The 24,313-nt window shown below is 44.1% G+C and carries 28 protein-coding genes, 1 tRNA gene and 3 pseudogenes; 13 read left to right on the top strand and 19 right to left on the bottom strand.

The annotated features are described in order from the left end of the window. Positions 1-454 (bottom strand): annotated as a pseudogene (locus tag IM456_RS03235) (hypothetical protein); the annotation flags it as partial. A gap of 85 nt (positions 455-539) precedes the next feature. Here IM456_RS03235 and IM456_RS03230 point away from each other — a divergent pair. The 5 genes from IM456_RS03230 to IM456_RS03210 all read left to right on the top strand — a co-directional run bounded on the left by IM456_RS03230 (position 540) and on the right by IM456_RS03210 (position 3,597). After that, positions 540-1,058, top strand: coding sequence for a hypothetical protein (locus IM456_RS03230; protein ID WP_149986749.1), 519 nt, complete (start codon positions 540-542; stop codon positions 1,056-1,058). A 36-nt stretch (positions 1,059-1,094) separates the two neighbouring features. Next, entirely contained in the window at positions 1,095-2,576 is a 1,482-nt protein-coding gene (locus tag IM456_RS03225) for a caspase family protein (protein WP_287692883.1), read from the top strand. Positions 2,577-2,768: 192 nt separating this feature from the next. Further along, positions 2,769-2,960 (top strand): hypothetical protein, encoded by a 192-nt coding sequence (locus IM456_RS03220; RefSeq protein WP_004161490.1) that lies wholly within the window; start codon positions 2,769-2,771, stop codon positions 2,958-2,960. 3 nt (positions 2,961-2,963) lie between these two features. After that, on the top strand, positions 2,964-3,212 hold the full coding sequence (locus IM456_RS03215) for a hypothetical protein (RefSeq protein WP_149986750.1): 249 nt from the start codon (positions 2,964-2,966) through the stop codon (positions 3,210-3,212). 172 nt (positions 3,213-3,384) lie between these two features. Then, positions 3,385-3,597 (top strand): type II toxin-antitoxin system HicB family antitoxin, encoded by a 213-nt coding sequence (locus IM456_RS03210; protein ID WP_002765615.1) that lies wholly within the window; start codon positions 3,385-3,387, stop codon positions 3,595-3,597. A gap of 169 nt (positions 3,598-3,766) precedes the next feature. Here the strand turns inward: IM456_RS03210 and IM456_RS03205 are convergent, their stop codons facing one another. Beyond that, the gene (locus IM456_RS03205) at positions 3,767-4,048 is read right to left on the bottom strand and encodes a BrnA antitoxin family protein (protein WP_002798057.1); all 282 of its coding nucleotides are present in this window, start codon (positions 4,046-4,048) and stop codon (positions 3,767-3,769) included. Next, entirely contained in the window at positions 4,035-4,322 is a 288-nt protein-coding gene (locus IM456_RS03200) for a BrnT family toxin (protein ID WP_149986751.1), read from the bottom strand. Before IM456_RS03200 ends, IM456_RS03205 begins: the two co-directional genes overlap by 14 nt. A gap of 408 nt (positions 4,323-4,730) precedes the next feature. Here IM456_RS03200 and IM456_RS03195 point away from each other — a divergent pair, with 408 nt between their 5' ends. Further along, the gene (locus IM456_RS03195) at positions 4,731-5,537 is read left to right on the top strand and encodes an MlaE family lipid ABC transporter permease subunit (RefSeq protein WP_287692880.1); all 807 of its coding nucleotides are present in this window, start codon (positions 4,731-4,733) and stop codon (positions 5,535-5,537) included. A gap of 428 nt (positions 5,538-5,965) precedes the next feature. Here the strand turns inward: IM456_RS03195 and IM456_RS03190 are convergent, their stop codons facing one another. The 7 genes and pseudogenes from IM456_RS03190 to IM456_RS03160 all read right to left on the bottom strand — a co-directional run bounded on the left by IM456_RS03190 (position 5,966) and on the right by IM456_RS03160 (position 9,995). Next, a complete protein-coding gene (locus IM456_RS03190; RefSeq protein ID WP_287692887.1) occupies positions 5,966-7,225 on the bottom strand; it encodes a glutamate-5-semialdehyde dehydrogenase in 1,260 nt (419 codons plus the stop codon). Positions 7,226-7,235: 10 nt separating this feature from the next. Continuing rightward, positions 7,236-7,643, bottom strand: coding sequence for a hypothetical protein (locus tag IM456_RS03185; RefSeq protein WP_149986754.1), 408 nt, complete (start codon positions 7,641-7,643; stop codon positions 7,236-7,238). A 171-nt stretch (positions 7,644-7,814) separates the two neighbouring features. After that, positions 7,815-7,886, bottom strand: a tRNA-Gly gene (locus tag IM456_RS03180). Between the two features lie 74 nt (positions 7,887-7,960). Continuing rightward, a pseudogene (locus IM456_RS03175) lies at positions 7,961-8,257 on the bottom strand (hypothetical protein); the annotation flags it as partial. 55 nt (positions 8,258-8,312) lie between these two features. Further along, complete coding sequence (gene ribH / locus IM456_RS03170; RefSeq protein WP_149986756.1) at positions 8,313-8,858, bottom strand: 6,7-dimethyl-8-ribityllumazine synthase; 546 nt, start codon at positions 8,856-8,858, stop codon at positions 8,313-8,315. A 130-nt stretch (positions 8,859-8,988) separates the two neighbouring features. After that, on the bottom strand, positions 8,989-9,177 hold the full coding sequence (gene psbZ / locus IM456_RS03165; protein ID WP_002732865.1) for a photosystem II reaction center protein PsbZ: 189 nt from the start codon (positions 9,175-9,177) through the stop codon (positions 8,989-8,991). A gap of 362 nt (positions 9,178-9,539) precedes the next feature. Beyond that, a complete protein-coding gene (locus IM456_RS03160; RefSeq protein ID WP_061432142.1) occupies positions 9,540-9,995 on the bottom strand; it encodes a CopD family protein in 456 nt (151 codons plus the stop codon). 113 nt (positions 9,996-10,108) lie between these two features. On the opposite strand from IM456_RS03160, the gene IM456_RS03155 reads away from it, so the two are divergent. Further along, positions 10,109-12,805, top strand: a complete 2,697-nt coding sequence (locus tag IM456_RS03155; RefSeq protein WP_287692877.1) for a CBS domain-containing protein — start codon at positions 10,109-10,111, stop codon at positions 12,803-12,805. Between the two features lie 217 nt (positions 12,806-13,022). On the opposite strand, the gene IM456_RS03150 is transcribed toward IM456_RS03155, so the two are convergent. Both IM456_RS03150 and rbp read right to left on the bottom strand, forming a co-directional pair. After that, on the bottom strand, positions 13,023-13,187 hold the full coding sequence (locus IM456_RS03150) for an Asl3888 family RNA-binding protein (RefSeq protein ID WP_002733784.1): 165 nt from the start codon (positions 13,185-13,187) through the stop codon (positions 13,023-13,025). A 437-nt stretch (positions 13,188-13,624) separates the two neighbouring features. Then, positions 13,625-13,918 carry an RNA-binding regulator gene (gene rbp, locus IM456_RS03145; protein WP_079208765.1) on the bottom strand — a complete coding sequence of 98 codons (294 nt, stop codon included), beginning with the start codon at positions 13,916-13,918 and terminating at the stop codon, positions 13,625-13,627. A 241-nt stretch (positions 13,919-14,159) separates the two neighbouring features. Between rbp and pheS the strand changes: the two genes are divergently transcribed. From pheS to cdd, 4 genes are all read left to right on the top strand, one after another. Next, a complete protein-coding gene (gene pheS / locus IM456_RS03140) occupies positions 14,160-15,164 on the top strand; it encodes a phenylalanine--tRNA ligase subunit alpha (RefSeq protein WP_287692874.1) in 1,005 nt (334 codons plus the stop codon). 13 nt (positions 15,165-15,177) lie between these two features. Further along, complete coding sequence (locus IM456_RS03135; protein WP_149987875.1) at positions 15,178-15,522, top strand: DUF4870 domain-containing protein; 345 nt, start codon at positions 15,178-15,180, stop codon at positions 15,520-15,522. A gap of 74 nt (positions 15,523-15,596) precedes the next feature. Continuing rightward, positions 15,597-16,724 (top strand): NAD(P)/FAD-dependent oxidoreductase, encoded by a 1,128-nt coding sequence (locus IM456_RS03130; RefSeq protein WP_287692872.1) that lies wholly within the window; start codon positions 15,597-15,599, stop codon positions 16,722-16,724. Positions 16,725-17,358: 634 nt separating this feature from the next. Next, positions 17,359-17,766, top strand: coding sequence for a cytidine deaminase (gene cdd / locus IM456_RS03125; RefSeq protein ID WP_079208759.1), 408 nt, complete (start codon positions 17,359-17,361; stop codon positions 17,764-17,766). A gap of 104 nt (positions 17,767-17,870) precedes the next feature. Here the strand turns inward: cdd and IM456_RS03120 are convergent, their stop codons facing one another. The 5 genes and pseudogenes from IM456_RS03120 to IM456_RS03100 form a co-directional block, all read right to left on the bottom strand. After that, positions 17,871-18,086, bottom strand: a complete 216-nt coding sequence (locus IM456_RS03120; RefSeq protein WP_287692868.1) for a hypothetical protein — start codon at positions 18,084-18,086, stop codon at positions 17,871-17,873. Positions 18,087-18,230: 144 nt separating this feature from the next. Continuing rightward, a pseudogene (locus tag IM456_RS23475) lies at positions 18,231-18,311 on the bottom strand (BrnT family toxin); the annotation flags it as partial. 125 nt (positions 18,312-18,436) lie between these two features. Further along, complete coding sequence (locus IM456_RS03110) at positions 18,437-18,787, bottom strand: DUF5615 family PIN-like protein (protein ID WP_149987878.1); 351 nt, start codon at positions 18,785-18,787, stop codon at positions 18,437-18,439. Next, positions 18,788-19,102 carry a DUF433 domain-containing protein gene (locus IM456_RS03105; protein WP_149987879.1) on the bottom strand — a complete coding sequence of 105 codons (315 nt, stop codon included), beginning with the start codon at positions 19,100-19,102 and terminating at the stop codon, positions 18,788-18,790. It lies immediately after the preceding gene. 542 nt (positions 19,103-19,644) lie between these two features. Then, positions 19,645-20,907, bottom strand: a complete 1,263-nt coding sequence (locus IM456_RS03100) for a YcjF family protein (RefSeq protein WP_149987882.1) — start codon at positions 20,905-20,907, stop codon at positions 19,645-19,647. A gap of 58 nt (positions 20,908-20,965) precedes the next feature. Between IM456_RS03100 and IM456_RS03095 the strand changes: the two genes are divergently transcribed. Beyond that, a complete protein-coding gene (locus IM456_RS03095; protein ID WP_149987883.1) occupies positions 20,966-22,141 on the top strand; it encodes a DUF4336 domain-containing protein in 1,176 nt (391 codons plus the stop codon). A 58-nt stretch (positions 22,142-22,199) separates the two neighbouring features. Then, positions 22,200-22,508: a ssr2422 family thylakoid membrane protein gene (locus IM456_RS03090; protein ID WP_002798015.1), complete on the top strand. Its 309-nt coding sequence runs from the start codon at positions 22,200-22,202 to the stop codon at positions 22,506-22,508. 57 nt (positions 22,509-22,565) lie between these two features. On the opposite strand, the gene IM456_RS03085 is transcribed toward IM456_RS03090, so the two are convergent. Beyond that, the gene (locus tag IM456_RS03085; RefSeq protein ID WP_287692864.1) at positions 22,566-23,702 is read right to left on the bottom strand and encodes an amino acid ABC transporter permease; all 1,137 of its coding nucleotides are present in this window, start codon (positions 23,700-23,702) and stop codon (positions 22,566-22,568) included. A 229-nt stretch (positions 23,703-23,931) separates the two neighbouring features. After that, complete coding sequence (gene psaK, locus IM456_RS03080) at positions 23,932-24,198, bottom strand: photosystem I reaction center subunit PsaK (protein WP_002760753.1); 267 nt, start codon at positions 24,196-24,198, stop codon at positions 23,932-23,934. Between the last annotated feature and the right edge of the window lie 115 nt (positions 24,199-24,313).

Raw genomic sequence — 24,313 nt, 5'->3', positions numbered from 1 at the left:
AGTAAGGGACTTGCGTGGGAATAATATCCCAATCGATCGGAGGGCGCAAGCTTTGCGCCCCTACAGTAACGGATTTTGTCCACAATGTAGGGGCGAACTGCGTTCGCCCAAAAGGTACATTATCAAAGCGCAAGTCCCTAAAGGGCAATCTTCGCAGGTATTTACTGCCCCATTTTTGACCCCAGTGCAAGGTGACGAGAATAGCTAAGACTGTCACACCCAAAACGAGAATGGTTCTCAGGAAGGCGAGGGGTTCCCCGAAAAAGGTTTGAAAGGCGGCAAGATAAAAGGATTCGCCGGGTAGGTTAAGGGTGGTGACTTCGAGTTGAAAGAAGCTGAAGTAAGTCCAGCGATAAGTCCATCCAGTAAAGTACAGGCCGGCGGCTAACAAAGCCAGCACACCGAGGAGTTTGCCGAGGGGATTGTATTCGGTGGTAGTCTGGGGTTCAGCCATGACAAACAGCCTAGTTGTGAGCGCAGAAAAGAGGTGTTAGGATTCTATCATTTCTTATTTATCTGGATATAGAGAGGTTAATCCGGTGAAGAAGACTATTTTGCAGGGGAGTGTTCTGGCTTTGCTGTGGCTGGGTGTGGCGAATGAGGGGCATTGGGCGGGATGGCAGGGTTCCGCGCGCAGTCAGGGAACAGTTTTAGAAGTGGCGGTGCCGGATAAGGCGACGGTGACGAGGAAACAGGGGGCTTCTCTGACGGGGCAATTAACGGCTTTTAATCAAACAAGTTTGACGCTTTCGGCCGGGGGTTATTCGGAAAAGGTTCCGTTGACACAAGTTCAGGCGATCGCTTTTGAGGGTGATGTCTGGATTACAGGAAAGCCTCTGCCGAGTAAGTTCCGAGGAAGTAAAATATTGCCAGATTTGCCCATTCAGGCATTGAAGCTGGGAAATCCTCCCAGAAAAGCGACGATCGCTCTAGCCACAATGAGTCCTCAAGGGCGAGAACGATTGTTAGAAGACACCCAGAATAAACCCCACGGAGTGAAAAAGATTCTCTTGAATTCGTCAGCAAAAATGACGATTCACATAGGAGAAATTGAGTAAGTTGTTATTGAGTTTAAAAATCGCTGAGTTTGTTCTATGTTGCCTCTGAAACCGATTTTTTTCTCTGTTGCTACTGATTTAACCGTCATTGCTTTTGCGGGATTTGCCGCTAATGCGACTCCCAAAACAACGATTTTGGCGAAGGATGCGGGTTTCAGTTTGCCATCTCCACAAGGGCAATTGAAGGGGATTAATACTCGGTTAATCGCTCAAAAACAACCCAGAGTAGCTTTGGTGATTGGCAATGCGAACTATGAGGAAGGCGCATTATCTAATCCTGTCAATGATGCGACGGATATGGCGAAGGCGTTACGGGAGTTGGATTTTGAGGTGACGTTGTTGCAAAATCAGGATTTGCGATCGATGGAGACAGCGATCAACGATTTCAGCCGACAATTGCGTAAGGGTGGCGTGGGTGTCTTTTATTATGCGGGACATGGGGTACAGGTAGAAGGAGAAAATTATTTAATTCCCCTCAAGGCACAACTCCTGAATGAGAAAGATGCCCGTTATAAGGCGGTTGCTTTGGGTAAGGTGCTGAATGCAATGGAAGAAGCTAGAAATCAGGTCAATATTATTATTATTGATGCTTGTCGGGATAATCCGTTTTATCGGCGGTGGCGATCGAGCCGTCGGGGTAGCAATGTTCGGGGATTGACGGCTGTTTCTCCTCCCAGTGGCATTATTATTGCCTACGCTACGAGGGAAGGAAATACGGCGGCAGATGGGGTAGGACAGCGCAATTCTCCCTTTACTTCGGCATTACTGGAAAATATCAAGAAACCTAATATAGATGTGCAGTTGATGTTTCGGCGGGTCAGCACATCAGTTAAGGAAAAAACAAACGCAGTCCAACAACCTTGGACAGAAGGGAATTTAGAAGGGGGTGAGTTTTATCTCAATCCACAGCAATCCGTTGCAGTATCGCCTCCTCCGTTCAGTCCTCCCCCTGTTACCCCATCGCCCGTGGTTACGCCACAACCAACACCACCTACCCAACCACGATCGACCCTCATCTCCTCAACCACTGGCGTGGACTATACAACGCTACGAGAACTCCTGCAACAAAAGAAATGGGAAGAGGCGGATCAAAAAACCTGGGATCTCATGCTGGCGGCCGCTAAACGAGAAAAAGAAGGATGGATAGACAGCAAATCCGCCGAGAAGTTTTCCTGTGAGGATTTGCGGATGATCGATCGAGAGTGGTTAGATGCTTCCGGTGGCCAGTTTGGCTTTTCCGTACAATTGGCTATCTACAAGCAGACAGGCAACTCGATCGGCGACTATAATAGTCAAGCCTACGCTCGTTTTGGGGACGCAGTAGGCTGGCGAGTCAACGGAAACTGGAAAACTTATTCCGATTTAACATGGAGTACAAACGCACCATCATCAGCACCCAAAGGACACCTGCCGGGCATCGGGGGGAGCGGCATCCTGGATAAGAGGGTTAGTGTTTGGAGAGGGTGGATTTTGGCAGGGCCGAGGTGTTGTGGCAACCTCTCGCGTTGCGGCTTGTGAATTGTAGAATATAAAGGGTTTCGCAGTTTTTTCAAACTCCGATCCTACATCGTTTCCACACGAGGTTATCAGGGGTTCCGCGATTCGATACCTGTCACCGTCACCCCAGGAGGGTAAATGCCATTTTCCCCTACATAATCTATGGTTTATAATTACGATAGATATTAACCAGCGCAAGTTAGGAGTAAATACTTGTCAAAAAAGAAATTTCGTAAATCTGTTGAAAGCATTCGTTATCAAATTCTGATCCATCATCAAAAAATTGCCAATGAGGAACAAAAAGAATCCCCCGATGAAAACTTAATTAATTACTGGAAAAGAGAAATTAAAGGTTTAGAAAAAAGTTTATCTAGAGCAGAAAAGCGATTAAACAGAGGAAAATAAGCAATGATTTCAAACACTGAAAAACCCTTGAAAGTCAACTCTACCTTGGCCACTCTATTATCTGAATTAGGTGAAGAATGCGAGGCGGTTGTATTCTTACTAAGTCAGCTTAAATTACCAAGCCTAACTGATGACCAAAAAGGGGATATTTTGGCAGAATTAATAGGCTCAATTACTCACTTGCACGTTCATACCGAAAATTTACCTGATTTAATTGGGGATGAAATTTTAGCTTTGCCAGATGATCAATAATGTTATGATGATTCTTTGTTCTCTGGTTCAGTAGTAGTAGGTTGGATTGAGGCACGAAACCCAACACAAAGCCTATAATTGTTGGGTTTCACTCTGTTCAACCCAACCTACATAACTTATCAAATCAAACAAATTCGTAATCTAATTTTAAAATATAAATTAGGAGGGAAAGATGAAAATTCGCTATGAATTAATTATTTATTGGAGTGAGGAAGATCAAGCTTTTATTGTTGAAGTTCCAGAATTAGCAGGATGTATGGCAGATGGAGAAACCTATCAAGAAGCTGTACAAAATGCTGAACTTGTTATTCAAGAATGGATTGAAACTGCCAAACAACTAGAACGAATCATTCCTGAACCAAAAGGACGACTATTATTTACCTAATAATGAAGTTTCTCTCGCTGCGGCTTGTGAATTGTAGCATATAAAGTGTGTCGCAGTTTTTGCAAAATCCGACATTTGAGGTTTAATTTAGGCAAACGCTGCAATTGAGCTTGTAATCATTGCCATTTATAACCGCTTCTTCGAGGTTCTTTACTCGGCAGATAATCGGCTATTGGGATTGATGTTTGACGTAGGTTAGTAATACATCATTAATCAGGTCGTGATAGCTCTTTTCTTGAGCATGATTCCTAAACCACTCAAGGATTTCTGAATCCAACCTGATACTAATTTGCTCTGTTTGTGGATTTGGTTTGACCAGTTTAGCATTCTTGAAAAATTCATCATCTAGGGGAGGAATATCTGAATAATCAATATTCTCATCGGACATTTGCATAAATTTCTCTTGTCGCTCTTTAAGAGGCATATCAAGGGAAAATTCAGGGTTGCTCATAGCGTTTTCTCTCCCGTTCATTGGCTTTTCTGGCTGATATGAGACGAATGCTTTGATTTCTTTGAGTATGAATAACTACGATGATCGCTTTCTTTTCTTGGGTTGTAAGCGTTATTTGCCCTATTGAAACAAATCTCGTTTCCCCATAGTTGCATCGGGTATCCTCAAAGGTCAGGATAGAAGGATCAGCGAATATAGCGATCGCTTCCTCGAAACTGATACCGTGTTTGATGAGATTGCTTTGGTTTTTATTGTTGTCCCAGTCGAAGACCATATCATCAATATATACATTTTTGTGCGTACAAGATCAAAGCATCTGATCAATCGCTTTTTCTGGGAATGAAAAGTAATTCATTGATCTATTCGGCTCTTCTGGTTTCTGTGTGGAAACGAGGTCTATACTAGAGTTCTTCCATAATTAATTTTTGAGAGGGCAAAAATGAGAAAAATAGGCATAAAATCGCATAAAATCACTAAATAGAGCATTTAATTGATTAATGCTCATTCTTAATTTTCCTGACTCCGAGACTACTGGCTCCTTACTCCTCACCTAACGGAAGATTTTTGATTTTTGCCAGAGGTCTAGTACAAAAATTCTGCACTATCCATAGCATGGTAGGGAATGGGAGTTAGAAGACAAAACAGGATAGACTTTTCTCTAGTCCGATCGATTTTGAGGGCCATGAAGGATTTATTGGCAATTTTTAGCAAGGAATTAAGCTCCTGGTTTTGGCGCTGTTGGTTAGCGGTACTATTAACCGGCAGGGTTTTTTACTTCCTATTCACACGCAAACCCGATTGGCGCGTCACCCAAGAACAAATGGTGGCAGCCGGGCCCGCCTCGCTGATTATCGCCATGATCACGGCCGCAGTGATCGGCATGATCTTTACTATCCAAGTGGCCCGGGAGTTCCAAGCCTTGGGCGCTGGCAGTATGGTGGGGGGAATTTTGGCCCTTGCTCTCGGTCGGGAACTCTGTCCGATTATGATGGCGATCGTGGTGGCCGGTCGGGTAGGATCGGCTTTTGCGGCGGAAATCGGTACCATGAAGGTGACAGAGCAGATCGACGCACTCTATATGCTCAAAACCGATCCCGTGGAATATCTGGTGCTGCCTCGTTTAATTGCCTGTTGTCTGATGGTTCCCGCTTTGAGTGTTATGGCGTTGCTGATCGGTTTAGGTAGCGGTTTGCTAGTCGGCCAAAGTTTATACGGGATTGCTAATTCAGTTTTTCTCGACTCGGTTCGCGGTTTTCTGGGTGTGGGAGATGTGCTGAGTGGACCGGTTAAAGGGGTGGTTTTTGGGGCTTTAATCGCGATTATCGGCTGTAATTGGGGTTTAACGACCGATGGCGGTGCTAAAGGAGTCGGCCAAGCTACTACCGCAGCCGTAGTCACTATGCTCTTAGCGATTTTTGTATCTAATCTGCTGATGACCTGGATCTTGTTCCAAGGATCTGGCAATAGTTCGGTTTTATTTGGACAGTAATTTCAGTTCAAAACTGTCATTTTCTCGCCATTGTTCTAATACTAAATCCAGTTATTAAAGACTGATTATTTATTCCTCCTTTTGCCTCTTGCCCCCGCCCCCCCCCGATGTCGTAGGGTTGATTCATGAATCAACCCTACCCCTACCCCCACGAAAAACTTTTTGCCGCAGACCACTAGGTAGGGTTGGCTGAATAAATCTAAAAACCTTGTTGGGTAAGACTTTTAGACTTTTTTTCCCTCAAAAAGTGCCAACCATTGGAGTGATCGGGGGTAAAATTCCGGGACTTTTTCCCTGAAAATTAGGTAACTGACCCCCTCAAAATCCCTAAAACCCCACACCCCACACCCCACACCCCACACCCTGTCCCCACGAAAAACTTTTTGCCGCAAACCCTAGCTAACTTAACAATACCCAGTTCACCAAAACTACCCCTGCACCACCTGTTTAAGGGTGGTAAAGGTTTCTAGGTTGATTAACCCCCGGCGCTGGCCTTTTTGGTTGGAAATGCCCAAAAATACCGATTCTCCCTGTTTGGGATTGCGATCGAATCGGGGTGAAGAATTGATATAAACTAAAGCACTATCGGACTCCATGGCGAATTGACGACTTTCTCGATAGGATTCGGTGACAATACAATCGGCATGACCGCTACTATACTTATTAATCCAAGCGATCGCATCAGTTAGGGTATCCACTAACCTAAAGGCCACCGTTTTTTCTAAATAGGGTCTTTGCCAATCATTATCGGTGGCAATGGTTAAATGTTCCGGAAAATCCGCCGCTAATCGGGTATCTCCCCGCAATTTAAAGCCTTTTTCCTGCAAACTTTTAAACAAACGACTTAAAGTCGAAGAATTCTGATGGGGACTAATTAAAACTTTTTCGATCGCATTAACCGGATCGGGTATGCTGCCATGACTATCGATAATTACCTGACGGGCTAACTCCAAATCGCCACTAGGAGACCAATACAAATAACAGTTTCCCATCGCCGCACGCAAAACGGGAACCGTGGCCAATTGACTCACCTGACCGATTAAACTAGGGCGACCGTAGGGAATAATCAAATTAACATAATTTTCCTGGGTCACCAACTCCTCTAGGGAGGGACTACAATCACAGGGTAAACCACTCACACAATCCACGGGTAAACCCACATCTTCCAATGCTTCTTGGATAATTTCCGTAATCACCCCATCGGAATGACTAGAGGCATTGGAACCTCGAATAATCAAACTATTGCCACTTTTTAGGGAAAATCCCGCCGCTACCATCGCTAATTCCGGAAAACCTTCATAGACTAAGGCAATCACTCCTAAGGGCATCCTTTGGCAATAGGTTTGGGAAGGATTAAGTTGATAGGCCGCGTTAATTACCTGTTGCAGCGGATCCGATGCTTCCGCTAGTTGTTGCAATACCTCCACCGTCGTCTCTAAACGTTCGGGAGTTAACCTTAACCAGCGAATCATTTGTTCTGAGACAGCCATCTCTCGACTAACTTCTAAATCGAGGGTATTGGCTTCTAAAATGCGATCAAAGCCAGTTTTAATGCCCTTAGCGATCGCAATTACCCCGCGATTTCTTTCGTTGCCATTAAATTGACCTAGAGCCAGAAAAGCATTGTATGCTTGCTTAAAGATCGTCAGGGGGGTTTTGGGGGAACTTTCGCTCATAGATTGATAGATTGATTGTTGTCTAGCGTCGATAGGCTAACCAAAAGATGAACGCGGGCAAAATAACTAATAGCATAACTAGAATTGCCCCAAAAATTACGCTTACCCCCGGCGGTGATTTTAAAATTAAGGGTAGCCAGACGATCGATAATAACAGAATTATCCCCATCATCAGGGGTAATACCTCTTCCCCAAGGCGCCGATTCGTACTCACCCAACGAAATCCCGTCCAGCGCCAAGTGCGTTTATAGGGATAGTGGGAGGCTAATTGTTCGATAATTTGGCCGTTTTCCTGTACCACAAATATCTGTTGACAGCGATCGCAGCCAAAGGCATCGGTCAATAGAATCGGGCATAATGTCCCTTTCCGACGACAGGGACATGGATAGTCTTGGTGTTGGTCGATTTTGGTATATTTATGCGGTCGCACAAGCTAATTTTTTGTTTATAAACGGTTGTTTTTAGTCGCTCGTGATCAATAGCGAAGGGATTCAATGGTTGCCCAAAATCCTGAAACCTGTTTCTCACGGGTAATTCCCATCTTAAGGGATACCTCTAAATTATTCATCCTGACCTTAAGGTATATTTCAAGATTTTTTCAAGCGGGCAACGCGATTCGAACGCGCGACATTCACCTTGGCAAGGTGACGCTCTACCACTGAGCTATGCCCGCAAGCCGTTTTTTTACACTTCTATAAGTGTGCCAAATCTCAGAGCATTTGTCAAGTAGTTTGGAGCATTTTTTGACAATGATTCATCTTCTGGCAAATCCCCCAAACCCGTAATAGCTTCGAGAACCACTTCTATCTTAGCCTGTAGTCGGTTGAACTGATGTTCCAAGCGATCAAAGCGCTTGTCAATGGCGGCGAATTTTTCATCCACTGCGGCGAATTTTTCAGCGATATGGCGTTCCATAGCCTCAAAAGCTGCCGTAATCCGCCCCTCTGGTTCTAAATCTAATTCCAGAGTCTTGATTCTCTCGACAGCGTTCACTAATTGCCGTCTGAGTTGGTTAATATATTTGTTCTGTTCAGCTTCGCTCATCAGTGGAACTCCGGGAGTGGGGACAACTAAAATCCTAAATGCCGGGGGAATTTTCTTAGCCTTCCATCAGTGCCTGTTGGGGATTATTTTCCAATAATTCTAGGGGTTTATCTTCATTCCGGGGGCGCAATTGACGCATGAGACTAGCCATTTCTAGGGCAGATAGGGCATAATTCCAGCCCAAATTACTTTTAATACCGGCCCGTTCGAGGGCCTGTTGTAGAGTATCAGTGGTGAGAATACCGAAGACAACGGGAACACCTGTCTGAAAAGCGGCCGCAGCAATACCCTTAGCGGCCTCGGCAGCAACGTAGTCAAAATGGGGCGTTTGTCCGCGAATAATTGCCCCTAGACAAATGACGGCATCGTAACGGTGGGAAAGGGCGACTTGACGGGCTACCATTGGCACTTCAAAGCTACCCGGTACCCAGATATAATCGACTTGGGTGCCATCGGGATTGACATCAACCCCGTGACGCTTCAGACAGTCTTGACAGCCTGATAACAGTTTATCAGTGACGAGATCATTAAAACGACCAATCACGATCGCAAAGCGCCAAGAGGATATATCCTCGGTAAAATTTCCCTCAAAAACAGTCATAAGGTGTGGGGTGTGGGGTGTGGGGTGTGGGGAAGTGGGGAAGTGGGGAGATGGGGTAGTGGGGAGGTGGGGAAACTGTCTCATCACCCTATCACCCTATCTCCTCCTGTCTCCCGTCTCCTGATCAAGGCTAAATCACTAAAAAGTTTAAAATAGCGACGGCAACGACTAAAATCGCCCAAATTGCCGAACCCACATAGAGAAGGGGTTTCGATTGATCCCAGTTTTGGGGGGAAGCATAGGCAACGGGGACACCAATCACCATCAGCAAGGAAAATAAAACTAAGGCAATGAGAAAAAATTGAAAAACAATAGACATGATTGGGTTCTCCTAAAGCAGTTGATGTTTATTTAGATAATTCTCCCAGATTTGATACTTGTATGGAAGAGCCTCGCTTCCACTCAACTTAACTGGACGATCCTTCCTCTAAGTCCTCTCTGAATCAGGGGTTCCCAGGAGATATCCCTGTCAGACTGAATCCACGAGCATTTTAATTTTACTGCCAGTGACTACCCAGCCGCAGCGGGTTCTAAAATTTTTTTGATGTCTCCATCCTTGCCAAAAGCAGGATTGTAAGGGTTAGGTGGGGGAAGTGACTCCCTGTAATCCCTTGCCCAGATTACAGTATTTTCGCGTTTTCGCCAAACCTGCCCTAGAAAGGTCTCCAGACTGCTGAACTGCTAAAAGCTAATGGTCAAGCCCCCCAAACGGATGCCAGCGCCAAAAATGACGAACAATACTGCTAGAGTGGTGACGGCGACTATGTGCAGGGCGAGGAAATTTAAGTTTTCCTCGCTCAGTTTAGGGATGAGAAAAAAGCGGGAATGAAGGGCCAAGATGAGAGTTAATAGCAGTAAAGCTAACTTAATGCCTATATAAACCGATAAAAAACTATCAAATGACCAAAAATCACGAAAACCGGGCAAATAAATCCAAGTAAGTCCTAGGCCTGTTATTACCTGCAACAATAGCGCAGATAACCCAAAACCTTCAAAATATTGCTCAAATTGACGAATTCGGTCTGGTTCTCGGTTTTTGAGGGCCTGGGGTAGAACGGTGACTGCCAACAATAAATGACCACCGGCCCAGACGGTCGCCCCTAGGGTGTGGAGAATTACTAAAATTTTGAACAACATCGGTTTCTCTCAGTCATGATTTGCTAACTTATAGTACTTGACCCGGTTATTGCCGAGCATTTAGTAACAATAGATACAGAAAAAATCCCGATAACTTCTCCTTACTAAAAAATATGGATTTAATTTTATGTCATCAAACGGCGGATTTTGACGCTTTGGGGGCAGCGGTGGGTTTATCGTTGCTGAAAGCGGGTAGTCGCATTGTGTTAACGGGGGGAGCGCACCCGACGGTGAGGGAATTTTTGGCCCTGCATCGGGATGAATTCGCTTTAATTGAAATGCGTAGTGTTAATCTGGCCCGTATTCGCTCTTTAATTATCGTTGATAATCAGTGGCGGGAGCGTCTGGGAAAAGCTTCCCAGTGGCTCGATTTAGGGCATTTACAGGCGATCGAATTGTATGATCATCATTTGGATAGTGAAAGCGATATTCATGCCTCTAGCGTCCATTTAGAAGCGGTGGGAGCCACCACGACTTTAATTGTCGAAGCTTTACAAAAAGCCCACATTAAACCAAACTCGATGGCAGCGACGGTAATGGCACTCGGTATTCACGTTGACACGGGTTCCCTGACTTTTGCCGGTAGTACCCCCAGGGATGCCTATGCTTTGGCTTGGTTAATGACCTGTGCTGCTAACATTAAAACGATCGCCCAATACTGTCAACCGAGTTTTTCCCCGCGCTTACAGGAGTTATTTAGCCTTGCTTGGGAAAATCTAGAGATTAAAACGATCCATGACCGTAAAATCGCCCACGTTCTCCTCCATACTGCCGATTTTATCCCCGGTTTGTCTAGTGTGGCCGAGCGCCTACTGGAATTATCCGATAGTGATGCGCTACTTTTTGCCCATAGTTATAGTAAAGACGAGGAAGATAATTCCCGACAGCGTTTAACCGTGATCGGTCGCTCTAGAATCGATGGGGTGAATCTATATCGGCTTTTTTCCCCCTATAACGGCGGTGGTCATGCTCAGGCAGCTTCGGTGAGCTTTCGCGATGTTCAGCCAGTTCAACAGTTAAACCAACTGCTGGGGGACTTAATTGCCCAAATTCCTCCCTCTCCCACCGCTAGGGATTTAATGTCTTCCCCAGTGCGGACAATTCGTCCCGATACTTCCATATCTCAAGCCGAGCGCATCCTTTTCCGTTACGGCCATTCGGGTTTATCGGTGGTAGATGAGCAGGATCGCTTAGTTGGGGTGATTTCTCGTCGTGACCTCGATTTAGCTCTCCATCACGGCTTTTCTCGCTCTCCCGTGAAGGGATACATGACTTGTAATCCGAAAACTATTACCCCTGACACTTCCCTTCAGGAAATCGAGTCGCTGATGGTAACGTATGATTTGGGGCGTTTACCCGTACTAGAAAACGGGCAGTTAGTCGGTATCGTCACTCGTACAGATGTATTAAGACAGATTCATCAAAATGAGCGGGTGCGTTTTGAAGGGGTTGCTTTGGTTTCCTGTCTTTTACCGACGATTAAAGAGCGTTTAGAGCCGATTTTATGGTCATTCCTGCAAGCTGCCGCCACTGCCGCTCAAAAACGCGGTTGGCATCTCTATCTGGTTGGGGGTGCGGTGCGCGATTTATTGTTAGCGGCAGAAAGGGATACTTTATTGTTACAGGATATCGATTTAGTGGTGGATGGCTGCCATCGCGTCGCCGATGTGGGTGCAGGGGTGGAGTTGGCTAATTGTTTACAGGAAATTTATCCGGGGGCCCGGTTATCGATTCACGGGGAATTTCAGACGGCGGCTTTGTTATGGCACAAAGATGAGCATTTTGGCTCGTTATGGGTAGATATCGCCACGGCACGCACGGAATTCTATCCCTATCCTGCCAGCAATCCCCAAGTGGAGGCTAGTTCGATTCGACAGGATTTGTATAGAAGGGATTTTACGATTAATGCTCTGGCAATTCGCCTAACTTCGCCGAAAGAGGGGGAATTACTCGACTTTTTTGGCGGTATGTTGGATTTACGCGCCCAACAAATCCGGGTTTTACACGCTAATAGTTTTATCGAGGATCCGACGCGCATCTATCGAGCGGTGCGTTTTGCCACTCGGTTAGGATTTGTTATTGAACCCTTGACAGAAAGCTATATTAGGTATGCGATCGAAAGTGGAGTTTATGATCGCTCACGGCAACAAAATCAGAATGCACCCGCTTTACAGTCCCGTTTAAAAGCGGAGTTGAATTATATTTTAGAGGCGGATTACTGGGAAAGTGCCTTAGAAAAGTTGGCTGATTTAGAGGCTTTGCACTGTTTACACGGGGATTTAAGCTTGAATCGGGCTTTATGGCGACAATTGCGCTGTCTCAGTCGTTGGTTAGATTGTTTAAGTCTGGAATTGCCGGTGAATGCTTGGTTAATGCGGTTGGAATTACTAATCGCTTCTCTGGCTGTGGGGGAGAGAATAGCGATCGCTAATAATTTACAATTGCCCAAAGATACTGTGGAGCGTTTACAAAAACTAGAAGTTATGGAAAAGGAGATTAGCAATAATTTTGCTTATGATCGACCCGTTAGTCAAATTGTCAGCTTTTTCAATGGTTATAAGGTTCCTAGTTTGTTACTGGTGGCGGTGAGGAGTGAGACTAGGATGCGGGCTTTAATCTGGCAATATTTAACTAAATGGTCGCAGATCGAGGCTCCTATCGACGGCAATGACCTAAAAGCTTTGGGTTATCAACCAGGTCCCCAATTTAAATCGTTACTTGCGGCAGTGTTGGGGGCGACGTTAGATGGAATAGTCAGCAATAAAAGCGAGGCTATGGCTTTTATTGCTAGATTAACTCGGGCTTGCTGAATAAATCTAAAAACCTTATTGGGTAAGACTTTTAGACTTTTTGTCAATCAAAAAGTACCAGTTGTGGGAGAGATAGGGGGAAAATTCTGGGACTTTTTCTCTGAAAATTAGGTAATTGACCAGATGAGAATCGGTAAAACCCCACACCCCACACCCCACACCCTACACCCTGTCCCCACGAAAAACTTTTTCAGCAGACCCTAACTAAGTCAGCAGATTAGGTATCGGCTGCCCCTTCATTTTCCGAAGATTGTCTTTGATCGCTGGAATAACCGCCTCTACCTCCTCTAGTGGTGGTACGATTAGAGGCAGCCCGGAATTGACGAGCGTAAGCGCGGTTGCGTTCAGCTTTTTCTTTTTTCAAATTACGACGTTTAGCCACAAGAATCTCCTTGGGATAATAGATAGACAAGCGGGGAAACGAGCGCTCGCTCCCCCTATTGACATTGACACTCTCCGCCCTAAAAGTGCGGAGATTCTTGGGCTGAATCCTGCCTCCACTAGCAACGCTAATTTTGGTCTTACGGTTTCATGTCTAGTCCGACTACACCGATAAGGCAAGCACTCTTATGGACTACTCCCCAAGCGTAAATTTCTGTGTGTCCCACAGTATTTAATTGTTTTGCGTTCTTACAGTTTGGACTTAATTGAACACCATGGACTGTTAGAAATTTTGAGATCACGGAGTAGGACGTTTAACCTGTTTCCTCACGTTCTCACGCTCGGAACCACCGACAAACATTCTCGCACAAAGCCGTCCTAAAAGGACGGGGTTTTCAACCCAAATTTCCGATAACCTAGAATGGTTACGGTCGGGGATTAGTAGCGACGCTCCCGATTGCGATCACCACCACCGAAGGAAGATTTGGGTTCTCTTTCGCGAGCTTGATTGACTTTTAATTCTCGTCCCATCCATTGAGCGCCGTCAAGAGCGGCAATAGCGGCCGATTCTTGCTCTGGGGTTTCCATTTCCACGAAAGCGAACCCGCGTTTTCTTTTCGTTTCCCGATCCATGGGGAGGTGAACGCGCTTAATTTTACCATATTCGGTAAAAACCTCAACTACGTCGTCTTGGTCAACCTCGAAGGGGAGATTACCAACATAAATTGACATAAAACCTATCCTTGCACAGATAAAAACAACAGATTTGTAGAGAACCAAGATTTCGGGAACTAGCTGAACCAATACTAAACAGAAACGCTTTGACCATTAATACTGACAACGAGCCGCAGTGCCGACTTTTATTCTCGATCTCCATCCTAGCACATAGCTATTAGCTTTTATCGATTCTGCCTCTCTCGCCACGGGAGCAGATAAACTAGACTAGAATGCTGCCCTATAAAATGCCCTAATTATGAGTTTATCCCCCCATCCGATCGAAACTGCCCTAAAAACCCTGGCAGCGAAAGCGGAAAATTCCATCGAACCAACAACAACCCTAGAAGACTTAGAACAGCTAAGGGTGAATTATCTGGGTAAGAAAGGAGAATTATCGCAGATTTTACGCGAAATGGGCAAATTAACCCCCGAAGAGAGACCGCGCCTCGGTGCGATCGCTAATGAGGTCAAAGAATTAGTACAATCGCTGCTGGAATCCCGGCGAGAAAGTCTCCAGAATGCCCAAATTAAGGCGAAATTAGCGGCGGAAACCCTCGATGTCACCCTGCCTGCTCTTAGCCGTCCTTTAGGGCGAATTCACCCCTTAAATAGCACAGTTGATCGCATGATCGATATTTTCGTCGGTCTCGGTTACAGCATCGCCACCGGGCCGCAGGTAGAAACCGATTATTATAATTTTGAGGCTTTAAATATCCCTGCTGACCATCCGGCCCGGGATATGCAGGATACTTTTTTCTTGAGGGATGGTCGTTTATTGCGGACCCATACCTCCCCGGTGCAGATTCGCTACATGGAAAGTCATGAACCCCCGATTCGGATTGTGGCCCCGGGCCGCGTTTATCGTCGCGATACCGTGGATGCAACCCATTCCGCGGTTTTCCATCAAGTGGAATTATTAGCGGTGGACCGGGGATTAACCTTTACGGATTTGAAAGGAACAATTAAAGAATTTCTTAAGCAAATGTTTGGGGCCGATTTACCGGTTAAATTCCGCGCTTCCTACTTCCCTTTTACTGAACCCTCGGCCGAGGTAGATGTGCAGTGGAAAGGCAAATGGTTGGAGGTGATGGGCTGTGGTATGGTGGATCCCAATGTCTTAAAAGCAGTCGGGTATGACCCCCAAATCTATACGGGTTTTGCTGCTGGTTTTGGCGTGGAAAGATTTGCTATGGTATTACATGAGATAGACGATATTCGCCGTTGTTATAATAGCGATATCCGCTTTCTCCGCCAATTTTAGGGGGATAAACACGATGGTCAAGAGTGAAGATTTAACCAAAAAAAGACTACTATCCGTGGCTTGTCATGCCTCGATCTTTTTGAGTGCTACGCTGGTATCGGTGGGGATTCCCTTAGCTATTTATTTCATTTCTGATGATGGAACGGTGAAGGAAAACGCCAAAGAAGCTTTAAACTTTCACCTGAATATGTGGTTATACTACCTAATTGCCGGGATTCTAATTTGGGTTTTAATCGGTTATTTGCTCCTAGCGATTCTTGGTGTGGTGAACATTGTTCTCCCCATTCTTGCTATCCTGCAAGTCTGGAAAGATGCCTATAAGGTTTTCCGTTATCCTTTTATTTTCCGGGTTCTGTAATTAATTATCGGGGTTGAAACCTGTTCAACCCTTTTTTAGTCCTATTCCCACTAGAAAAATAACCTCTGGAGTTTATGACTAAAATTGTCATCATCGGTGCGGGGATAGTGGGGGCTACCATTGCCTACGAATTAAGTGCCATCGAAGGATTAGAAATTACCCTCATCGATGAAAAAAAACCGGGACAAGGAGCAACTGGGGCTGCCCTAGGGATTTTAATGGGGATTATCAGCCATAAAACCAAAGGTAGAGCCTGGAAACTGCGGCAAGAAAGTTTAAAACGTTACGAAACCCTCCTTCCTGAGCTAGAATCCCTCACCGGACTGACTATTCCCTGTAACCGTGATGGTATTGTCCTCCTGCGATCGAGTGCCGAAGACGAAGAAAATTGGCGCAAGTTAGCCCAAATCCGCCAAGAACAGGGATATTGTCTAGAAATATGGGATAAAGAGACTTTAAACCAAAAATGTCCCCAAGTGGCCAGCGATCATCTCCAGGGTGCTATCTATTCTCCCAGTGATCATCAAATTAATCCAGTCCTGCTCACGGAGTCTCTCGTCGCTGCTGTGGCAAGAAGGGGTGTGAAATGTCAATTTGGGGTAAAAGTTGAAAATTTCGGGAAGACAGAGCTTCAAGGCTCTAATTTGAGGCAATGCACCCAGGTTTATAGTTCCAATGGTATAGAGGAAACCGACTCTTTGATTCTTTGTGCGGGAATTGGTGCCACTGCTTTAACCGAAACTCTTACCCATCCAGTGGAGATCCGACCGGTTTTAGGGCAAGCTTTACAGATAAAATTGACGCAACCCTTAGAAAGTTCCGATTTTAAGCCGATTTTAACGGGAAATGACCTGCATATTCTGCCTTTGGCCGGAGCAGAATACTGGATTGGAGCAACGGTGGAATTTATGGACGAAAAGGGCGAAATTATCGCCGATACTGCCCTATTAGAACAAGTGTATCAAAAGGCGATCACTTTTTGTCCCTCTTTGGCCGCGGGTGCGATCGTGCGTACTTGGTCCGGTAAGCGACCGCGACCGGAGAAAAAATCCGCTCCCATCATCGAATATTTGCCCGGATACGATAACGTTATTCTGGCCACGGGACACTACCGCAACGGGGTTTTATTAGCCCCCGCTACCGCTAAAATCGTCAGGGAAATGTTAAGTGATAAGTTAGGGTTTGCTGAAAAAGTTTGTTGATGGGGTTAGGAGTCGGTATTCGGCTTTTTTCTCCCCTCTCTACAATAATTACTCGCAGCCAGAAATATGTTGCTTATTATCATACTTTGTGCTTTTTGTCAAAAAAAATTTTTTTTTGCAATAAAACTACATAAAAAAAAGATCATCGTTGTGGGTGAAATTGACTGATTTACCCGTCTTAATTAGGATCACCTTCTAGGTCTGGCAAGGGTTTCAACCATTGCTGCCCAAAAAAGCACATAGCATCCCATTGTGAAATTCAGTAAAATCGCTGTAACCATCATAACATCGTTGTTAAATAAAAATCTTTCTCAATTAATTCTTAAGAATTTATAAATATTGCGGAATGTTAATTTAAATATTCTCAAGTTTTTGCAGTCAATAAATAATTTTTGCTTATCTTTGTCGGAAAATAGAACTCCCGCAACAATCCAACATCTACCATTGGGTTAGGAGTCAGTTATCAGTTATCAGTTATCAGTTATCAGTTATCAGTTAACTGAGAAAACTCCCCACACCCTACACCCTACACCCTACACCCCACACCCGTTCGGCTGATCTCACGGCCGAAGTCCACACCCCACACCCCACTTCCCCAATTCCCCAATTCCCCACTCCCTGCTATCGGCAGCCGATGACCCTATCTGACCAAGAAAGACAACAACTCTGTGACACTGCTCGGGAAGTGGCGAAACTTTCCTATTCTCCCTATTCCCGTTTTCGAGTGGGGGCAGCGGTCTTGACAGATAAAAAGATTTATGCTGGTACTAATGTAGAGAACGCTAGTTATGGCTTGAGTTTGTGTGCGGAAAGGGCAACTTTAGCGCAAATAATCGCGGCGGGCGATCGAGAAGTACGGGCGATCGCTATAGCCTGTATCGATGGGGTGGACAAGGATGATATTAGTCAGTTAACTCCCTGCGGAGCCTGTCGTCAATGGATAGCCGAATTAGCGCCGCAAGCAGAGATTATTATCTGTGGAACCCAGCAAAATTATTGTTTTAGTCTCTCGGATTTACTGCCTTTTTCCTTTCGTTTTTAACTGTGGGTAAAGTATAGGGTTCAAGGTACTACAACAACGGCTAAGATAACTGGTATAAGAGCCATGATCTGACAAAACATTAGTATCTAGTAAATACTTGAGAGTCATAAATGAACATCTCTCCCCGTTGAGTTGTCGCGTAAATTATCAAAAGTATCATCATCAAGACTTGTCAAATTTACCCTTTGCCTAAAATCTTGCAAGGCTGACCAAAAATCATTAACCTCTCTAATTGCTACTAATACCTCTTCATTATCGGGAAAATCAACTTCCTCTAATAACTCAATAATTTTGCCTTTTTTAATTCCTTTAACTAACATAAGTAGGTAGGCGTTAAAAGTTGTCAGACACCCCCCTTATTAAGGGGGGATTAAGGGGGGACTAAGGGGGGATCGGCACCCCCCTTATCAAGGGGGGCAGGGGGGATCGAACCTAAAATCCATTTTTAATTTAATTATAACCAGCTACTTAATATCAACTCCTTCTAAATGATCTGGATCGTAGAATTCAACATAGAGAGAATCATCAAAAACAGTTTTTACCTCCTCAAATGAGACTTCGTGCTTTGATAGATTGTGTTCTGCCTTATTCTTATCCCAGTCAAACTGCCTAAAACAATTATACTGCTACCCACTGAAACTGATGGCACATTTTTTATATGTTTTGTCTATTACTTGAACGGAATATATTCAATTGTATTGAACCATTCGTCAGGTTCAGAAGCCTTAGCAATCAATTCTAAATCCTTGACAAATTGACCAATAGTGCCTCCAAGTTGATGACCAAAAATTAAACCTGAAAACGGTTTGCCTTTTACTTGCCAAGTTTCGGCTAAAACTCTAAAGCGAATGTCTTGGGTAAAGAGAATGCGCTTAAGCTCAGTTACTCTTAGCAAAAGTTGATCATCAGGTAGTTGTTCGGTTCCGTCTTCAAATGCTGTTAATACATCTATGCCTCGGCGACGCAACTGTTCGGTAATTGCCTGGGGAACGTGAACATCCATGTACAAAGCAATAGTCATTTACAGTAGCCCTTTGGCTTTCATACGAATATAAAAAGGCGACTTGGCAGCTTGATTAGTCATATTTTCTTGTACTTGTTGCCATTCCAGGGTGATTTCTTGGTCAATTTCTTCTTGATGGTCAAAATAGTAACCCATGGCTGCATGAGCTTCGGCTAGGGTTAAATAAAGGTGTTGACGACAGATTTCTTCTACCGACCAACCATAGGCGATGTAGTCCATGACAATTTGAGCAACGCGGATACGCGGTAATCTTTGTAAATGCGCGGGTTGGTCGTCACTTTTTTCTATGTGTGGATAGGTTAGAGCTAACATAGGGCCTCTAGTTAATTGACTTGACCCATTCTAACAGTTTTAGGCGTTACTGGATCAAGATATGAATGCTAATTGTGCATCCTATCCACAACCAACGCTGAGGACTAGGTTTTAAAAATTGACTAGGGGACAATTCATACTTAAAATCAGCAACGCCGTTTCCCGTTCAAGAGACGCATTACACTTAGTTAATATACTACAAGCTCGGCACAGTATTAGGCAGTGCCTTCGGTATTGCACTGAAAACGTCTAACTGATAACTGTTATTAGTCAGTTCACTTTGGCACACTGGACGAATCTATATCTACATACCACAAATTCTTAAGATAAGTAGGTAGGCGTTAAAAGTTGTCAGATGCCCCCCTTATCAAGGGGGGATTAAGGGGGGATCCCCCCGCCTATCGGCACCCCCCTTATCAAGGGGGGCAGGGGGGATCGAACCTAAAATCCATTTTTAATTTAATTATAACCAGCTACTTATTTTCCCATCGCTCTAGACTGTATCAGATTTATCTGAAATGACTATATTCTTTGAATACCGATCAATTATCTCCTCCCGTAGCGACATTTTTAAATCTTTCTTGGGCAGCAGAAAAAGCCTCTTTCATCACCCTTTGAATCCTCTTAGGATCGGGTTTTTTACCCCCCATTAAATCGCCAAAATAGACACAAGCGCCCTCTCCTAGGGCCCAGGTATAGGCAGCGGACCAAGAAGCGGCGATCACACTGCCAAAACCGGGGATAAATTTCACCAATTCCCGACCGATGGCCTGAGCCAAAAAGCCGCCAGCGATCGCACTGACGATTCCACCGGCTTGGGATGGGGTTAACACTTGACCGTATAATTTGCCTAAAACCCCCACCATTGACACTTGTAGGGCGGTTAACACGGGCATAGTCGCTAAGGGTAAGGGAATCGCCGCCAAGGTCGCCGCTATGACGGAAAAGGCTAACATATAGCGTCGGGCCACGTCCCGATAGAGATGGCCTAATTTATTGCTGGTTTCCCGATCTAAAAGTTGGTGGATGGTGTTGGCCTCGGCTTTTGGCAATAAATCAGCTAAATTGTCTCTAAATGCCTCTAAACCGTAAAAAACAGGGTTGTAACCGTCTTCCTCTAGGGTGAAATCGATTAGCACAGAATTGTCGTATAAATCCTTAAAAGTTTCTTTGATTTCTTGATAGGCACGATTGATATCCTCGCAATCGGGAGGATAAGGGGGATGATCGGCGGTATTAGGAGTATAAAGCTGATGAAGGCAGGTGACAGCCAGTAAACAGGGGATTTTAGGGTATTTTTGCCGCAGTTGTTTGGTAATTTCCAGAAGGCTATCGGTGGCAAAATCATCAATTTTTACCGTCACGATAAAAACCTGGGCGCGTCCCGTATTTTCGGCTAAATCTGCTAATAATTCCGCGATTACCTTGTCTGTGTGTTGATAGGCATCCCCTAACCCCACCGTATCGGTAAAAATCAACAGGGGTAAGTCTTCCGCAGGGTAGGTGTAGCGCTGGGTGTTTTGGGTGTGGGGACGGAAACCCTGCCCGACGATTTCCGCCGAAACTCCCGTTATTCCCCGAATAATCGAACTTTTTCCCGTTTGCGGTTTGCCGATTAACAGCGCCTCGGTGGTGGGTAATTCTTGACGGACTTTTTCTAAAATTTCCGCCACTTGATTGTCACTAACACTAAACCACTGGAGGACAGTATTAGTCAACTGGTCGATGGGGAGTCTTTTCATCACTTCCCCCGTGAGACTATTCCAAGTATTGACCAAAGAATCAATGGGCAGTTTATCAGTCATGGGGATTAGAAGGGTTTATGATAACTAAAATAGAGATTTTCAGCCATAGAATCAGACGATGACAAAAGCCGCAATTAGTCCGCAAGATTTATCATGGCCTTTTTGGCCAATTGTACCACTTTATCCCTACGGTCAAAGACGGACAATTCGCCAAGAAGTGGTGAAAGATACGCTCTGGACATTTGAGCAATTGCAGGGTATTTTTTATGTGGTTGTGCCGATTCGTATGACGGTAATTAAGTTAGCATCCGGGGGTTTATTTGTTTATGCACCAGTGGCCCCGACTCCTGAATGTATTCGCTTAATGCGTGAGTTGGAAAGTGAACACGGGGAAGTTAAATATATTATTTTGCCGACGATTTCTGGGATTGAACATAAGGTTTTTGTCGGTCCTTTTGCCCGTTATTTTCCTAAGGCTATAGTTTATGTTGCTCCTAATCAATGGAGTTTTCCTCTTAATTTACCTTTGAGTTGGTTGGGTTTACCGGCAAAACGAACAGAAATTTTACCTGCTGACTCGGCAACCACTTCTTTAGGAAAAGATTTTAGTTATGAAATTTTACCCGCAATTGATCTGAATGTGGGATACTTCTCGGAAGTGGCTTTTTTTCATCACTACTCTCAAACTCTGCTGCTGACTGATGGAATTATTTCTATCCCAGAAAATCCTCCCGCTATTTTAGAATTAGACCCCTATCCTCTCCTGTTTCACGCTAAAAATAGTGCTAAGGATTTGGTGGAGGATACCCCAGAAAATCGCCGTCGGGGTTGGCAGAGAATTTGTCTTTTTGCTCTTTATTTTCAACCTCCTGTTTTAGCTGTTCCCAATTGGATTAAGGTCTTTCGAGATGCTTTTACTGCTCAGGAAAAGAGTAAAAAAGCCTATTTTGGTTTATTCCCTTTTCAATGGGGGGATGATTGGCAAAAGACTTTTTTAAATTTGCGTCGAGAGGGGAGGTTAATAGTAGCCCCAATTTTGCAAACTTTGATTCTTAATCGCACTACTGACGAGGTTAGTCAATGGGTTGATAGAATTTGCCAATGGCCGATTAAACAGGTTATTCCTTGTCATTTTGCTAGTCCGATTCAAGCTGATAGTCAAGAGTTTCAGCAGGCTTTTTCTTTCTTGTTAAAAGATTCTTATTTACCTAAAGATGACTTGGAATGTTTAGAAAGTATTGATAGTTTTTTAGTGCGCTGGCGATTGACTCCTCCTCCTGATAAAAAATTGTAATTTATGGCTAAGAACTGCTATAATATATGCGGTTGTTAGTTGATTGCTAATCAAGGTCATGCAAATTCCCGAAAATCCCAGTAATGATGACATCAGAGCAGCGTTGATTCAATTAAGTGATGAAGTTAGTGATTTGCAAGAAAAATTCAGCCAATCACAGGACGCATTCAGTAAGTGGCGAGATGAAATAGGACAAAAAATTGATCGCATAGATTATAAATTTGATGCCTATCAAAAAGGTACAGATGGTATGGTGAGAATGGCTACTACTATCATCATTGCCACCGCTTCTGTGGTGGTTTTATCTAGTCTTAGTCCTGCGGTGACAGCAATTATCACCGCTTTATATTCTGCTAATGCTCATTAGTTACTTTATCGCTAAATTCTGGTGCGATTCGGTGCGTTACGCACTCGCTAACACACCCTATCTTTCCTGAATTTTTACCCGTTTGTTTAATTGATTCATAGTCAAGGAAATCACCAGATTAAAGAATAAATAGGTTGCCATAACTACTATTAACATTTCTAGAGCTTTTCCTGTCTGATTAGCGATGGTACTAGAGATAGCATAAATATCATTATAACCGATAGCGATCGCTAAACTAGAGTTTTTAACAAGGTTTAAACATTCATTAGTTAAAGGAGGAATAATCACCGGCAAAGCTTGGGGAAAAATTACTAATCTCATCACTAATAAAGGTTTTAATCCCAAGGCTTTAGCTGCTTCCCATTGTCCCCGATTAACCGATTGAATCCCCCCCCGTACCGTTTCCGCGATAAAGGCAGCTGTATAAACAGTTAAACCGATTAAGAGGGTGGCAAACTCGGAAGAAAGATGTAAACCGAAGTCAATATTTTGATTAATAAGATTAACTTGGGGACTTTGCCATTCTAAACCCCAGATTAGAGGAATTATAACTAGGATTAGTAGGCTAGTTAGGCATAAACTAAGTTTATTTTTTAGGTATAAAAATACTGAGATAATTATTCCTAAAGCAATGATAGCTAAGGCTAACCATGTCCTGAAACTATTAGCGGGAAAAGGTAAATAGACTCCTGAGTTATTTAAAAATACCCTGCCAAAAAACTCTAAAGATTCCTCAATCTTCGGCAGTTTCAGAAATACAGCAAAATACCAAAAAAATAATTGTAATAATAAAGGAGTATTGCGAATAGTTTCCACATAAATTGTTGCTAACTGACGAATTAACCAATTATCCGACAAGCGACCTAACCCGATGACTATTCCCAGACTAATCGCCAAAAATATGCCACTAATCATAATGCGGAGGGAATTAACTAATCCCACCAAAAGAGCGCGAAAATAGGTATCGGTGGGACTGTAGGCAATAGGAGAGTCACCAATCGCAAAAGAAGCTGGTCGGTCAGTATCAAAGAGAAAGCCAAAGCCAAAACTTAAGCGTAAGCGTTGGAAATTAATCACTAAATTGCGTCCAAAAAACCAGAAAATTAGGCAGACAATTAGCAGGATAATTACCTGTAGAAAAATCTTCTGAAATCGCTCATCGTACCAAAAAGAATTTTTTTGAGGTAAAGTCATATTTATTATAAGTAAGTGGTTCTAATTAAATAGAAGATAGATTTTGCCTCTGATCCCCCCTGCCCCCCTTGATAAGGGGGGTGCCGATCCCCCCTTAGTCCCCCCTTAATCCCCCCTTAATAAGGGGGGCATCTGATAATTTTTAACACCTACCTACTTATATATTCCAGAATTTTTAACAAAAGAAATCGGTGACTTTTGGCCACCGATTGAGAAAATCAAAACATATTTAGATAACTCCGAGACGGGAGAGACCGAGGATGACACCGGCACCGAGGACATGACCAAAACTGGTAGTACCCAGTAAAGCGCCTAATCCCATACCACCGAATAAAGCGGGGGAAGGTAAAGCAGGACCGACATTTTGTTGTTGAATAGTCGCTTTACCGAAAGCAATAGCGAGAATATTGCAGATAATCATGACAATCGCCACTTTGGGACTCCATTCGCTGGAACCTTGTACGGCGGTAGCGGCCATTAATAGGGTTGAATACATTGAAATTCTCCTGAACAGGTCGTTTTAAGTTTTTAATCTTAAAGGTAGTTTTCACCCCACATCACGCCCTGTTGCAATACTTAATAATCAAAAGCAGAGGAGTCAACGATAGGGC

It is taken from the genome of Microcystis sp. M079S1 (assembly GCF_020246425.1).
In the GTDB taxonomy this organism is placed as follows: domain Bacteria; phylum Cyanobacteriota; class Cyanobacteriia; order Cyanobacteriales; family Microcystaceae; genus Microcystis; species Microcystis aeruginosa.
This window is presented reverse-complemented; position numbering and strand designations above follow the sequence as displayed.